11 protein-coding genes are annotated in these 14,413 nt (G+C 76.0%); all 11 read left to right on the forward strand.

The annotated features are described in order from the left end of the window. Position 1: 1 nt before the first annotated feature. The 11 genes from ACSMX9_RS26345 to ACSMX9_RS26395 all read left to right on the forward strand — a co-directional run bounded on the left by ACSMX9_RS26345 (position 2) and on the right by ACSMX9_RS26395 (position 14,398). Complete coding sequence (locus ACSMX9_RS26345) at positions 2-976, forward strand: UbiA family prenyltransferase (RefSeq protein ID WP_445397597.1); 975 nt, start codon at positions 2-4, stop codon at positions 974-976. After that, complete coding sequence (locus tag ACSMX9_RS26350) at positions 973-2,325, forward strand: protoporphyrinogen/coproporphyrinogen oxidase (protein ID WP_445397599.1); 1,353 nt, start codon at positions 973-975, stop codon at positions 2,323-2,325. The genes ACSMX9_RS26345 and ACSMX9_RS26350 overlap by 4 nt, the downstream gene beginning before the upstream one ends. Continuing rightward, positions 2,312-3,880, forward strand: a complete 1,569-nt coding sequence (locus tag ACSMX9_RS26355; protein WP_445397602.1) for a class I adenylate-forming enzyme family protein — start codon at positions 2,312-2,314, stop codon at positions 3,878-3,880. The genes ACSMX9_RS26350 and ACSMX9_RS26355 overlap by 14 nt, the downstream gene beginning before the upstream one ends. 25 nt (positions 3,881-3,905) lie before the next feature. Further along, a complete protein-coding gene (locus ACSMX9_RS26360; protein ID WP_445397604.1) occupies positions 3,906-4,709 on the forward strand; it encodes a methyltransferase in 804 nt (267 codons plus the stop codon). Next, positions 4,706-6,400, forward strand: a complete 1,695-nt coding sequence (locus ACSMX9_RS26365) for a CoA transferase (RefSeq protein WP_445397606.1) — start codon at positions 4,706-4,708, stop codon at positions 6,398-6,400. Before ACSMX9_RS26360 ends, ACSMX9_RS26365 begins: the two co-directional genes overlap by 4 nt. Next, complete coding sequence (locus ACSMX9_RS26370) at positions 6,397-8,079, forward strand: class I adenylate-forming enzyme family protein (RefSeq protein WP_445397608.1); 1,683 nt, start codon at positions 6,397-6,399, stop codon at positions 8,077-8,079. The genes ACSMX9_RS26365 and ACSMX9_RS26370 overlap by 4 nt, the downstream gene beginning before the upstream one ends. Before the next feature lie 74 nt (positions 8,080-8,153). After that, positions 8,154-8,765, forward strand: a complete 612-nt coding sequence (locus ACSMX9_RS26375) for a TetR/AcrR family transcriptional regulator (protein ID WP_445397611.1) — start codon at positions 8,154-8,156, stop codon at positions 8,763-8,765. Between the two features lie 10 nt (positions 8,766-8,775). Beyond that, positions 8,776-9,951, forward strand: a complete 1,176-nt coding sequence (locus ACSMX9_RS26380; protein WP_445397613.1) for a GDSL-type esterase/lipase family protein — start codon at positions 8,776-8,778, stop codon at positions 9,949-9,951. A gap of 121 nt (positions 9,952-10,072) precedes the next feature. Beyond that, the gene (locus ACSMX9_RS26385; RefSeq protein WP_445397615.1) at positions 10,073-11,107 is read left to right on the forward strand and encodes a methyltransferase; all 1,035 of its coding nucleotides are present in this window, start codon (positions 10,073-10,075) and stop codon (positions 11,105-11,107) included. A gap of 117 nt (positions 11,108-11,224) precedes the next feature. Next, positions 11,225-12,076, forward strand: a complete 852-nt coding sequence (locus tag ACSMX9_RS26390; protein ID WP_445397617.1) for an alpha/beta fold hydrolase — start codon at positions 11,225-11,227, stop codon at positions 12,074-12,076. Between the two features lie 237 nt (positions 12,077-12,313). Further along, entirely contained in the window at positions 12,314-14,398 is a 2,085-nt protein-coding gene (locus ACSMX9_RS26395) for an ATP-binding protein (protein ID WP_445397619.1), read from the forward strand. The last annotated feature ends 15 nt before the right edge of the window (positions 14,399-14,413 follow it).

Consider the following 14,413-nt stretch of genomic DNA (forward strand, 5'->3'; position numbering starts at 1 on the left):
CTTGACGGACAGCGTCGCCGCCGGCCCCCGGCCGGCCGCGGAACACCGCGAAAGCCCGCTGCGCACCTACGCGCGGCTCGGGAAGCTCGATGTGTACGACTACTACCTGGGCGTCTTCATGGTGCTCGCCGCCGTGGCCTTCCCGCTGGCGGCGTTCACGGGCCGGGACGCCCTGGTGCTCGTGCTGTTCACGGCGGGCTCGGTCGGCGTGCTGATGGCGATGGTCGCCCTGGACGACGTGACCGGCTTCCGCGACGGCAGCGACCTCACCAACTACGCCCCCGACGACCGGCTGCGGGCCAAGGCCCGCAAGCCGCTGGTGGCCGGCACCCTGACGGTGCCCCAGGCGCTGCGCTTCGCCGTGGCGTCGGCGGTCGGGGGCGCCGCGCTGTGGACCGCCGCGGTGCTGTGCGCCCCGCACCGGCCCGGCTGGGCGTTGGTCGCGGCCGGCGCCCTCTTCGTGGTGTCGCTCCAGTACTCCTACGGACTCAAGCTCAGCTACCACGGGTTCCAGGAGGTGTTCCTGGTCGCCCTCGGCGCGGTCCTGGTGATCGTTCCGCACGCCCTGCTCACCGGCGGCTTCTCCGGCTTCCTGATGACGCAGGCACTGCTGTTCGGCTTCGGACCGCTGATGTTCGGGGTGTACTCCAACACCAACGACGTGGCCGGCGACCGGGCTGTGGGGCGCCCGACCGTGGCCGCGCTCACGTCCGAGCGGGGCAACACGGTCTTCATCGCCGCCCTGTGCGCCACCGAGTTCCTGATCGGCGCCCTCGCCTCGGCGACCGGAGTCGCCCCCGTCTGGTTCGTGCTGCTGATGCTGCCGGCCACCGCGCTGCGCACCCACCAGTACCGCACCGGGTTCGTCCGCGGCGACATCATGACCGCCCGCCGCCTCGGCTTCCGCGTCCACCGGCTCAGCGTGGTGCTGATGGTCGCGGCCAACGTCCTGGTCGGAGCGGGGGCCGCCGGATGAGCGCCGCACCCGAACTGGACGTCGCCGTGGTCGGGGCGGGCCCGGCCGGGCTGACCGCCGCCCACGAACTGCGCCGGGCGGGCTGTCGCGAGGTCCGGGTCTACGAGCGGTCGCCGCAGGTGGGCGGCAGGATGCGCACCCTGCGCCACCGGGGGTGGACGGTGGACACCGGGGCCGAACAACTCTCGGCACGCGGCTACCACGCGACCTGGGAACTGCTGCGCCGACTGGACGTCGCACCCCACGACGTCACCCGGGTCGGGGCCGGGCTGGCCGTGTGGCGCGAGGGCCGCGCCCGGTACGGCGTGGGCGAACCCACCGCCCCGCTCACCGGGGCCGGACTGGCCCCGCGGGCCCGGCTCGACCTGCTCCGCCTCCTGACCGGGGCGGCCCTCGCCCGCCCCGGCGCCGCCACCCTGCGCGACCTGACCCACCGCTACCACCCCGACCTGCACGACTACCTCTTCCAACCGGTCGCCGGCTGCTTCTTCGGCTGGGACACCGCCCGATCCGCGGCGGCCCCCCTGCTCGACATCCTGGGGGAGTGCGGCGCCCCCTCGGCCTGGCTCACCTACCGGGACGGGATGGACTTCCTGACCCGCCGCCTCGCCGCCGACCTCGACGTCGTCACCGACCGCACGGTGCGCGAGGTGGTCGACGAGGGCGACCGGGCCGTGCTGCGCTTCGCCGACGGCGACGCCGTCACCGCCCGGGCCGTGGTGCTCGCCGTCCCCGCCCCGGTCGCGGTCGCGCTGCGTCCCGAACTCCCGCCGGACGAAGTCCCGTTCCTCACCGCGAGCAGCTTCACCCCCATGCTGAAGGTCAGTTGCCTGCTACGGCGTCCCCTCGCCCCCGCCGGCGACCGACCGGTGCACGTGCTGCTCACCCCCGCCGTCGAGGAGGCCGAGCTCTCCGGGGTGGTCGTCGACCACGCCAAGCACCCCGGCCGGGCCCCCGCCGGACACGGGCTGATCAGCCTGGTCGCCGCTCCCGCACGGGTACCCGAACTGCTGGCGGCACCCGAGGAGGAGGCGGCCCGCCGACTCACCCGGGCCGCCGAGCGCTACGTCCCCGGGCTCGGCGAACCCGACGCGGTGGTCCGCCACTTCGTGCACGCCTTCCGGCACGGACTGCCCGAAGCCCGGCCCCGGGCCCTGCACGAGCGCCCCGCGTTCCTGGCCCGCCCGGCGCGCGCCGTGGAGTACGCCGGCGACTGGGTGATGCTGCGGCCGGCCGCCGAGGGCGCGGTGCGCTCCGGAGCCCTCGCCGCCTCCCGCGTCCTGAGCCACCTCGGGCGGCCCGTGCCGTCCGGTACCGAACGAACGGAGCCGAACCGTGCGGCCGCATGACATGGGCACCCTCTTCGACGAGGCGGTCGCCCACGGCGCCCGCACCGTGGTCCACCTGGACCGGCCCTTCGACATCGCCCCCGACGCCGGCACCCGGTGGACGATGCGCGCCCTCGCCGGACTGGTCCGCACCACCGCCTCCCGGCTGGCCGCCGCCGGGGTCCGGCCCGGTGACCGGGTGGCCCTGGTCAAGGACAACCACTGGGACTACGACCTGCTCGCCTGCGCCGTGGTGCGGTTGGGCGCCGTCCCCGCCCAACTCTCCGACCGGCTCGACGACGACGCCCTCGCCGTGCTCCTCACCCGGCTCGCCCCGGCCGCCCTGGTCACCACCGTCGACGTCCTCGCCCGCTGCCCCGCCCGCACCGTCCCGATCCGCGTCACGGTGGACGGCCCCGCCCCCGCCGCCACCCACCTCGCCACACTCGATCCCACCGGCCCCTGCGACCCGGTGCGCCGCCACGACGACGAGCCGCTGGTCATCCACCACACCTCCGGCACCACCGGCACACCGAAACTCGTGGTCCACTCCACCCGCACCCTGGTGCACAAGCTCGCCCGCTTCGAGACCACTCCGCTGCCCCGGATCGGGGTCGGCGCCCGGGACGTGCTGCTCAACGCGAGCGCCTACGCCCACGGGCGGACCTTCTGCTGGACGGCGGTGATGGTGTCCCGGGCGCCGGCCACGGTGGTGATCCTCACCGGCGACGACCCCGACCGCGCGGACCCGCTGCTGCGGGCGCACCGCCCCACGGTCGTGGAGGCACTGCCCTCGACCTACGTACGGCTGCGGCCCCTCACCACCCGGTTGGACAACCCCTTCCGCGCGGTACGGCTCTACATCAGCACCTACGACGCCGTGCACCCACCGGTCCTACGGGACTACCTGACCGCGGCCCGGGCCGCCCGCCCCGTCTGGATGCAGGGCTGGGGGCAGACCGAGACGGGTCCGCTGACCTTCCGGTTCCACACCCGCCGCGCCGCCCTGGGCCCCGCGAGCGACGCCCGCCGACTGGGGCGCCCCGTCCCCCTTCGCACCCGGCTGCGGGTGGTCGACCGCGACACCCTGCGCCCGGTGCCCCGGGGCAGGCCCGGGCTGCTCCAGGTCCGGACGGCGGCCCTCGCGCTCGGCTACGTCGAGGAGCCGCAGCGCTGGAACGCCAAGCGCCACGGCGGCTGGTGGTCCACCGGCGACCTGGGGGTGCACCACCACGACGGCAGCGTCACCCTGCTGGACCGGGAGGTCGACAGCGGACCGGAGCTCAGCTGCCTGGGCACCGAGGACGAAGTGGAGGCACGACTCCCGCAGGCCCTGGAGTGCGTGGTGCTGGCCGTCCCCGACGGGCCCCCGCTGCCCGTCGTCGTCACCGATGACGGCGAACTCGACCCGGGGGAGTGGAAGCGGGCCGTCGCCGAGCTGCCGGAGCTCGCCGAACCCGTCGTGCTGCGCTGGGACGAGGTGCCGCGCACCGGAACCGGCAAGGTCCGCCGCGCGGTGCTGGCCGAGCGCCTCACCGGCGTCGGCGCGCTCCTCGGCACCGGCCGCTGGACCTGACCCCCTTCCCGCCCAGGAGAACCCGATGCCCCCGTCCGACGACCGCGTCTTCGGCAACGGAACCGCGCACAGCCGGGACCAACAACGCTGGCTGGCCGCCGCCTACGACCCCGTCACCCTGCCCCGTCTGGCCGCGCTCGGCGTCGGTCCCGGCTGGCGCTGCCTGGAGGTCGGGGCCGGCGGCGGCAGCGTCGCCCGCTGGCTGGCCGACCGGGTAGCCCCGGGCGGCAGCGTGCTCGCCACCGACGTCGACCCGCGCGACCTGAGCCCGGGCCCGCACCTGGAGGTGGCGGCCCTGGACCTGGCCGTCGACCCGCTGCCGGAGTCGACGTACGACCTGGTCGTCGCCCGGCTGGTCCTCCAGCACCTGCCCGCGCGCGAGGCCGTGCTCGGCGTCCTGGTGCGCGCGCTGCGGCCCGGCGGGGTGCTCCAGGTCGATGAGATCGACGCGTCCTACGAGCCCCCGCTGCTCACCCCGGACCGCGCGTCCGGGGCGCTCTACCGGCGCTTCCTGACGGCGAAGACCGCGGCGATGCGGGCGGCCGGCGGCGATCCGCACTGGGGCCGCCAGGCCCCCGCGGCGATGCGGGCGGCCGGCCTCACCGACATCGACGTGCAGATCCACCTGACGGTGCGGCAGGCCGGAGAACCCGGTCTGGGCCTCCAGCACAACCACACCCACAACCTGCGGGACCGGCTACGGGCGCAGGGGCTCACCGACGAGGACCTGACGCGGGTGCGCACCCTGATGCGCGACCCCTCCTTCCGGGCCGCCTCCAGCCCCTTCTACTCGGTGCAGGGCCGCCGGCCCGGCGGAGGGCCACGGTGACGACGACCCCGACCGCCCTCCGGCCGCAGGTCGCCCGGCAGGTGGCCGCCCGCCTCCTGCACCGCGCCGCACCCGACCAGGAACCCGTCCCGTACGAGGTCGACTGGGCCGGACCGGTACGGGCCGAACTGACCGACGAGCGCTCGGTGCAGGCGGTGTGCGGCATCATGCACGTCCACGGCCGGGCGACCGGCGGGCCGCTCCCCCTGGCCGTGGAGTACGCCTCGGTGGTGGCCGGAGCGCTCGCGGCCCAGGGCGCCACCGCCGTCCTGCTCGCCCGGGCCAGGGGCCTCGCACTGAGCACGGTGCGCACCTCGGTGGCCCAGGGCGCGCTGGTGGCGCTGACCCAGTATCTCGCGGCGGCCACCGCCCGGCACCCGGACGACGCCGAACCCCCCGAGCGGCCGGGTACGGCGACCCTGGTGTCGGCGGACGGCGTCCGGGTGGAGATCGAGACCCTGGACCCCGACGCCTGGCGGGACTTCTGGACCCGGCTCGGGCTCCCGGCCGGTACCGCGGGCCGGGGCTGGCGACCCTTCCAGCAACGGTTCGCCACCGCCGTGTGCCCCCTGCCGTCCGCCCTGCGCGCCACCGCCGCCGGCACCCCGTCGACCGTGCTGCGGGCCGTCGCGGAGGCCACCGGGGTCAGCCTGCTCGTCGTCGGGGACGACCCCGCGCCGATCAGCGGGCCCGAGCCCTGGACCCTGCACCCGACGGCCCCCGCGCCCCGGCGCCCCCGCACCCGGCCGGCCGGCGGTACGGCCACGGCACCCCTGCACGGACTGCGCGTGGTGGAGTCCACCCGCCGGGTCCAGGGCCCGCTCGCCGGACACCTGTTGCGGCTCCTGGGCGCCGAGGTCGTCCGCATCGAACAGCCGGGCGGCGACCCGATGCGCTGGCTGCCCCCGATGGTCGGGGAGTGCTCCGCCCGGTTCGCGGCCCTGAACGCCGGCAAGCGGGTCGTCGAGGCGGACTTCACCACCCCGGCCGGTCGGGCGACGGTGCGGGAACTCGCCGCCGACGCGGACGTCTTCCTGCACAACTGGGCACCGGGCAGGGCCGAACGGCTCGGCCTCGACGCCCCCGCACTGACCGCCGACAGTCCCGGCCTGGTCCACGCCTGGGCCTCGGGGTTCGGCTCCGCGCTCGGTGACCGGCCGGTGCTCGGCACCGACTACCTGGCCCAGGTCCACGACGGGCTCGCCGCGGCCGTGCGCCCCGCCGGCACCCCGCCGGCGCCGTCCCTGATGACCCTCACCGACGTGCTCGGCGGTCTGGTCTGCGCACAGGGCGTGCTCGCCGCGCTGCTCGCCCGGGAGCGGACCGGACGCGGCGCCCGGGTCGAATCCTCCCTGGCCTCCGCCGCGGCACTGGTGCCCCGCCCCGCGCGGCGGGCCCGCTGGACGCCCCGGGACCTGCCCCTGCCCACCGCGGACGGCTTTGTGTACCTGGGCCGGGAGGCCCGTTCCCGACCGGGGGGCCTGCCGCGCCTCCCCGCCCCCGGCGACACCCTGACCAGTGCGGAACTGGTGGCGCACCTCGCCTCGTCCGGCCTGTCCGCGGTCCCCGTCCGCACGGACCTGGCGGCCCTGCCGCAGGACCCGGACTTCCGCTCGGCGGTCCTGCCGGCCGAGCCCGACGCCCGCCCACCGGTCCCCGCCCGACCGGCCACCCCCTGGGAGTTCGTGTGAGCCCGACGGCACGGCCGCTCCACGAGGACGCCCCCGCCGCGGCCCCGGCCGCGGCGTGGACCTCGCGGGCCGGACTCGCCTTCCCGGATCTGGTGCCCCGGGCCCGGCGCGCGGCCTGGGCGAGGGCGGGCCTGTGCCCGGACGACGACCTGTACACCCTGTTCGTCCGGCGGGTCCGGGCCCACCCGGACCGGGACGCCCTGGTGGATCCGGTCGGGGTCCTCGACTACGCCGCCCTGCACGACCTGGTCCTCCGGTGGACGGCGCGGTGGGCGCGGGCCGGGGTGCGCCCCCGGGACGTGGTGGCGCTGCGGCTGCCCAACGGACGGGACGCGGTCGCGGCGGAGTTGGCGGTGTACGCCTGCGGCGGGGTCGCCCTGCCGGTGCCGCCCGGCGGCGACGACCGGGACCTGCGCCGACTGGTGGAGCGCAGCCGGGCGCGGGCCGTGGTCCTCCCGGCCGACGAACGGGCGGCGCTCGCGGCACCGCTCCTACCGTGTGCGGTCCTGGTCCCCGGCGCCGAGGACGCCCCCGGGACCCCTTCCGCCCCTCCGCAGCGGTGCGTCGACCCCTACGGGCCGGCGCGCATCCTGGTCTCCTCGGGTTCGGAGGCCGAACCCAAGATGGTCGCCTACAGCCATCAGGCCCTGGCCGGGGGGCGGGCCCGCTACGTCCGTGCCCTGCACCCCGAGACCTCTGTGCCCCCGCGCCACCTGGTGCTGGTGTCGCTGGCCTCGTCCTTCGGCTCGCTCGGCACCCCCGTCACCCTGGCCGTGCTGGGCGGCACGCTCGTCGTGCAGGAGTCCTTCGACCCGGGCGACGCGCTCCGACTCGTCGCCGCGCACCGCCCGACGCACCTCTTCGGGGTGCCGACCATGCTCCGTCGGATCGCCGACCTGCCCCGCACGGCCGGTGAGGACCTCTCGTCCCTGCGCGCAGTGGTCTCCAGCGGTGCTGCCCTGCCCGCGTCGACGGCCCTGCTGTGCCGGTCCCGCTTCGGCCGTCCGGTGATCACGGTGTACGGGTCCTCGGACGGGGTGAACTGCCACACCGCCGGCGAGCGCGTCCCGGTCGCGGGCAGTACCGGCACCCCCGACCCGGAGGTCGCCCGCATCCGGATCACCGCCCCGGACGGCCGGGTGCTGCCGCGGGGGCGGGCGGGACAGATCGAGGCGCTCGGCCCCATGACCCCCCTGTGCTACGTCGACGCCCCCGAGCTGGACGCCCGTTACCGCAGCCCGGACGGCGGCTGGGTGCGCACCGGGGACCTGGGCAGGTTGGACGCCCTGGGGCGGCTGCACGTGCTGGGACGGTCGAAGCGGATCGTCGTCCGTGGCGGCCGGAACATCAGCGCGGCGGAGGTGGAGGCGGAGCTGGGCACCTGCCCGACGATCGCGGAGGTGGCCTGCGTGCCGGTGCCCGATGCCGACCTCGGCGAGCGCCTGTGCGCCTGCGTCCGCCCGGCGCCCGGCGCCGCGGCGCCCACCCTGGACACGGTGGTCGCCCATCTGCGGGCCAGGGGACTGGCCCGGCACAAGCACCCGGAACGCCTGCTGCTGGTCGAGGAGATGCCCCTGGGGCCGACCGGCAAGGTCTCCTACCGCGCCCTCGCCGAGCGGGCCGCCTCGCGGCTGCTCTGCGGAGTCCCGACCGGCGCGCCGGCTCCGGGACGGCGGTGACGGACACCCCCTCCGCGCTTGCCTAAAGGCTTTAGCCACATGCATGATGGCTTTCGCCTAGAGGGAGAAGGTTCATGGTCCGAGCCGGATTGTCCGTGGAGCGCCTCGTGCTGGCGGGGGCCGAACTCGCCGACGAGGTCGGATTCGACCAGGTGACCGTCTCGGCGCTGGCCCGGCGGTTCGACGTCAAGGTCGCCAGCCTCTACTCGCACCTCAAGGGCTCCCAGGACCTCAGGACCAGGATCGCCCTGCTGGCCCTGGAGGAACTCGCCGACCGGTGCGCCGACGCCCTGGCCGGCCGGGCCGGCAGGGACGCGCTGGCGGCCTTCGCGGCGGCCTACCGCGACTACGCCCGGGAGCACCCGGGCCGCTACGACGCGGCCCGGCTCCGGCTCGACCCCGAGACCGCCGCGGCCAGCGCCGGGGTGAGGCACGCCCGGATGGCCCGGGCCGTCCTGCGCGGCTACGACCTGGGCGAGCCGGAACAGACGCACGCGGTCCGCCTGCTCGGCAGCGTCTTCCACGGCTACATCAGCCTGGAGGCGGCCGGCGGCTTCGCCCACACGGCCGTCGACGCGCGGGAGTCCTGGGCCTGGATCGTGGACTCCCTGGACGCCCTGCTACGCACCCGGGGCGGGGCCCCGGCCCCCGGGCACGCGGCACCACACCCCCGACCGAGGGACTGAGACGCGCACGATGACCACCGACCACGCCCGGATCACCACCCCGATCACCACCGACCTCCTGCGCGGCCACCTCGACGCGGAGACCACCGCGCACGGCCTGCTGCCGCACCGGCTGCCCGCCCGGGCCCGGCGACAGATCCCCGACGACCAACTGGCCACCGCCGAGGCCCAGCCCTCCGGCGTGCGGCTGGTCTTCCGCACCCGGGCCACCACCGTCGAGGTGGACGTGCTGCCCACCAAACGGCGCTACCGCGGTCTCCCGGACCCGGCGGACGGGGTGTACGACCTGCTGGTGGACGGTCGGCTCACCGCCCGCACCACGGTGGCCGGCGGCAACCTCCGCATCCTCGACCCGGCCTCCTCCTCGGTGGAGGTGCGCCCCGGCCCCGCCGGCACCGCTCGCTTCACCGACCTGCCCGCGGGGGACAAGGACGTCGAGATCTGGCTCCCGCACACGGAGATCACCGAGTTGATCGCCCTGCGCACCGACGCCCCGGTCGAGCCGGCCCCGGACCGCGGGCGCCCGGTGTGGATGCACCACGGCAGTTCGCTCAGCCACGGCTCGAACGCCACCCACCCCACGGCCACCTGGCCGGCCCTCGCCGCCGCCCGGGCCGGCGTGGAACTGGTCAACCTGGGATTCGGCGGCGGAGCCCTGCTCGACCCGTTCACCGCCCGCGCGATGCGCGACGCCCCCGCGGACCTGATCAGCGTGAAGATCGGCATCAACGTCGTCAACACCGACGCGATGCGGCTGCGCGCCTTCGTCCCCGCCGTCCACGGCTTCCTGGACACCCTCCGCGAAGGGCATCCGACCACACCGCTGTTGGTCGTGTCCCCCCTGCTCTGTCCGGTCCACGAGGACACCCCGGGCCCCCTCGCCCCCGACTTCACCGGGGGCACCCTGCGGTTCAAGGCCGTCGGCGACCCGGCCGAACGGGCCGCCGGCCGGCTGACGCTCACCGTGATCCGCGAGGCCCTCGCCCGGATCGTCGCCGAGCGGTCGGACGAGGACCCGCACCTGCACCACCTCGACGGGCGCGCGCTCTACGGGGAAGCGGACCACGAGGAGTTCCCGCTGCCGGATGCCGTGCACCCCGATCCGGCGGGACACCGGCGCATCGCCGAGAACTTCGCACGGCACGCCTTCGGCGCCGGCGGGGCCTTCGCCGCCCCGTCCGGCTGACGGACCGGGGCGACCCACCCGCATCGGGTCGCACGCGTGTTCGTCGGGGTCGCCGCGGATGGCGGGCCACCGGGAGGGGAAGGGCAGGGACGGACCGACGAACGAGACCGCGGGAGGCGCGATGACGGAGCGTGCAGGAGATGCCGGGAGCGCCGAACGGCGGCTGCCCGGCATCCGGTTGCTCGACGAGGTGCTCGGTTACGTGGTGCCGGCCGCACTGCGCGCCGTCGCCTCGTGCAAGGTGGCGGACCACCTCGCCGGGGGACCGCTGACCGCCCCCGAACTGGCCGCGGCCAGCGGCCTGGACGCGGACGCCCTCCATCGGGTGCTGCGCCTGCTGGCCACCCGCGGCGTGTTCACCGAGGACCCGCAGGGGCGGTTCGCGCTGACCGAGGAGGGGCGGTCGCTGTGCGGCGGGGAGGACGGATCGCTGCGCGACGCCGTGCTGATGCTCACCGACCCCGCCTTCTGGGATCCGGCCGCACGTCTCGACCACTGCCTGCGGACCGGGGAGTCCGTCTTCCCGGAGGTCTTCGGCCGGCCCTTCTTCGACCACTTCGCGCAGGACCCGGCGACCGCGGCCGTGTTCCACGACGGCATGGCCGCCATGTCCTCCGTCGAGGACGGACCGATCGCGGACGCCTACGACTTCCCGGCCACCGGCACCGTGGTCGACATCGGCGGCGGCCGAGGCGGGTTCCTCGCCGCCGCGTTGCGCCGCGCCCCCGGGCTGACCGGTGTCCTCCACGACCGCGGACACGTGCTCGCCGGCCACCGGCTGGCCGGGGAGGCGGCCCTCACCGGCCGGTGGACGACCGAGGAGGGCGACTTCTTCCACGCGGTGCCGACGGGGGACCTCCTCGTCCTCAAACGGATCCTGCACGACTGGCAGGACGACCAGTGCGTACTGGTGTTGAGCCACTGCCGCCGGGCGCTCGCCCCCGGTGGCCGGGTCCTGGTCGTCGACGCCGTGGTGCGGTCCGACGGGCGTCCCCACCAGGCCAAGGACCTGGACCTGCTGATGATGGCCTCGCTGGTGGGCCGCGAACGCACCCGCGAGGAGTTCCGGGCCCTGTTCGCCGCGGCCGGGCTGCGGTTGAACCGGGTGGTGGACACCCCGACCGTGCTCAGCGTGGTGGAGGCGGTCGCCGCCTGAGGAGGTGTCCGGAAGGTGGCGTCCGACGGGCCTCGCCGCCCGGTCACCGATAGCGTGTGGACGTCAGGGCGTTCACGGGGGCGGCCGGAGCCCCCGGGTCGTGAGGGGGAGGGCCGCATGGCTCGGGTGCTGTTGTCGGCGGGGACGGTGGAGTACACGGACAGCGGCGGCGACGGGCCCGTCGTCGTGCTGTTGCACGGGGTCGCCATGGACGGCACGCTGTGGCGGTCCGTGGTCCCCTCGCTGACGCCCGACCACCGCGTGGTGGTGCCCACCCTCCCGCTCGGCGGTCACCGCACACCCGTGCGGGAGGACGCCGACCTGTCCGTCGCCGGGGTCGCCGGGCTGGTCGCGGAGTTCCTGGAGGCGCTGGACCTCCGCGACGTCGCCCTGGCCGTCAACGACTGGGGCGGTGCGCTCGCCCTGGTGGCCCTCGGCCGGGACGAGCGGATCGGCCGCCTGGTCATCACCTCCTGCGAGGCGTTCGACAACTTCCCGCCCGGGCTGCCCGGGGCGAACCTGGTCCGTTCGGCCAAGGTGCCCGGCGGTCTGCGCCTGGCGTTCGCCGCCCTGCGGTGGCGTCCCCTGCGTCGGCTTCCGATGACCTGGGGGTGGATGTCCAAGCGGCCGGTGGAGCCCGAGGTGATGGACGCCTGGTTCCGTCCCGCGTGGACCACCCCCGGCGTCCTGCGGGACCTGCGCAGGTACGTCCTCGGCGTCCCGTCGAAGGCCGAACTGCTGCGGTGGACGGATGCGTTGGCCGGGTTCACCGGCCCCGCCCTGGTGGCCTGGGCGGCCGAGGACAAGGTGATGCCCCCCGCCCACGGCCGGCGGCTCGCCGAGATCCTGCCGAACGCCCGCCACGTGGAGATCGCCGACAGCTACACCCTCATCCCCGAGGACCAGCCGGAGGTCCTCGCCGCCCACATCGGCTCCTTCCTCCGGGACACCGGCCCCCGCCCCGACTGACCGCCCCTCGAACACGCTCCCGAACCAGGGAGGTTGGCGATTTCGGATGTCCGTGCGGAGCCTCATACCAGAGCGGGACGTTCCGCGCCGGAGTTCTCCAACTACGGGACGCGGCCGCACGAAGGGCGACTACGGTGTGTGGTCGCCGGGTGACGAAACGGAGCGCGGGCGGGCGTGGTCCCGTCCTCGTGCCCGTCCCCGCACCCGGCAGTCCAGCTGGACCCGAGAAGGACACCGATGCCACACCTCCGCGCACCGGCCGTACGCGCAGACCGCCGGGACGACACCGGACACGGCGGGCCGGGCGGCACAGCCCTCCCCCTGCCCGAGCCCCACATACGGGCGCAGTTGCTGCGGATCGCCGTGCTGCCCGCCGTCGCCGTCGCCCTCAGCGCCACCGCCGCCGTACTCTTCACCGTACGGGCCTCCACCACCCCCACCGGGATCACCCTCTGGGCCGTCCTCGCCGGGGCGCTCTCCGTCGCCCTGACCGGGATCGTCATCGCCGCCGTGGCGGCTCGCCGCGCCGCCCGCGCCCTCGGCGACCGGCTGGGCGCCCTGCGCAGGACCAGCATCGAGGGCCGGGAAGCGGTCCGGGAGCTGGTGGCGGCGCTCGACCGGGGGGAGGTCACCCCCGAACCGCCCCCGCTCACCGACGCCCCGGATCCCGAAGCCACCTCCGCCGACGACGAGTTCACCCGGCTCGCCCGCGAACTGGCACACGCCCGCGCCACCTCCGAACGGGCCGTGCACCACGCCGCCCACCTGTCCGGCCGGGCCGGCAGCGAACAGAAGGTGGAGGTGTTCGTCAACCTCGCGCGCCGACTTCAGTCCCTGGTGCACCGCGAGATCACGATCCTCGACGATTTGGAGAACGAGGTCGAGGACCCGGAGCTCCTCAAGGGCCTCTTCCACGTCGACCACCTCGCGACCAGGATCCGCCGCCACGCCGAGAACCTCGCCGTCCTGGGCGGCGCGGTCTCCCGCCGGCAGTGGACCACCCCGGTCTCCCTGCACGAGGTGATGCGCTCCGCCGTCGCCGAGGTGGAGCAGTACGCGCGGGTGCGGCTGGTGCCCCCCCTCGACGGCACCCTGCGCGGCCACGCCGTCGCCGACGTCGTCCACCTGATGGCCGAACTCGTGGAGAACGCCACCGTGTTCTCCGCCCCGCACACCCAGGTGCTGCTGCGGGTCGCCCCGGTCGCCTCCGGCATCGCCATCGAGGTCGAGGACCGCGGGCTGGGAATGCCCGTCGAGGAACAGGCCCGGATGAACGACCTGCTGTCGGCCCCCGACCAGCTCAAGGTCGCGAGCCTCCTCCAGGACGGACGCATCGGTCTGCTGGTGGTCTCCCAACTCGCCCATCGGCACGGCATCGTCGTCCGACTCCAGAGCAACATCTACGGCGGCACCCAGGCCGTCCTGGTGCTGCCCCAGGACCTGCTGGGCGCCGGCGGCGGCACCCCGGCCCCGAGCCTCCCGTCCGGCACCGGGGGCACCACCGTCCCCACCGGACGGCCGTCCTCCCCCGGGGCCCTGCGACCCGGCTCCCGGGCCGTGGTGCCCGTTCCGCCCCCCGGCACCGGCGGAGCCGCTCCCCGGCCGCCGCGCGGCGGCTCGGGCTCCCTCCCGGTCCGGGACTCCCGGTCCCGCCCCCGGATCCCCGCCGGTCCCGCGCCCGACGGGCACGCGACCCGCTCCCGCCCCGTCCCCGGGGACCCGGCCGCCCTCCCCCCGGCCCCCGCCCCCGGGGGCGCCCCTCGACCGCGGGGCGACGACTTCGCCGAGGAGCGCCCCACCCGACGACTCGGCTCGCGGACGGCCCCCGCACCCGCGCCGGACCGCCCCCACCTGCCCCGGCGCCGTGCGCAGGAGCACCTCGTCCCGCAACTCCGGCAGGCCCCGAGCCGTCCCGCCCCCGGCCCGTCGGCCGAGGCCGACCCGGGGTTGATGGCCGCCTTCCAACGCGGGGTGGACCTGGCCGAGGCCCAGCACGCCCAACGCGTGCAGGACGAGGCCCGCCTCCCGGCCGCCCGGGCCGTTCCGCAAGCCCGCCACACGTCCGCCCCCGCCCCCGCGGCCGGCCGGCCACAGCCCCCCACGGCCCGGGACCACCCCCCGGTGGACCACGCGTCGCCCACCAAGCCGGCCGTGCTGACCGCCCTGGACGTCCCCGCCCACGAACTGCCGGCCCTCACCCGCACGCCCATCCACGACCTGGCGCTCAGCGCCTTCACCGCAGCCCAGTCGGCCGCCCCGCCGGCCGCTGCCGGGACCCCCCGGCCCGCGCCCGACCAGGGCCCCCCGCCCCCCGGACGCTGACCCCGCACCCCTCTT

It is taken from the genome of Streptomyces sp. LE64, assembly GCF_052606915.1.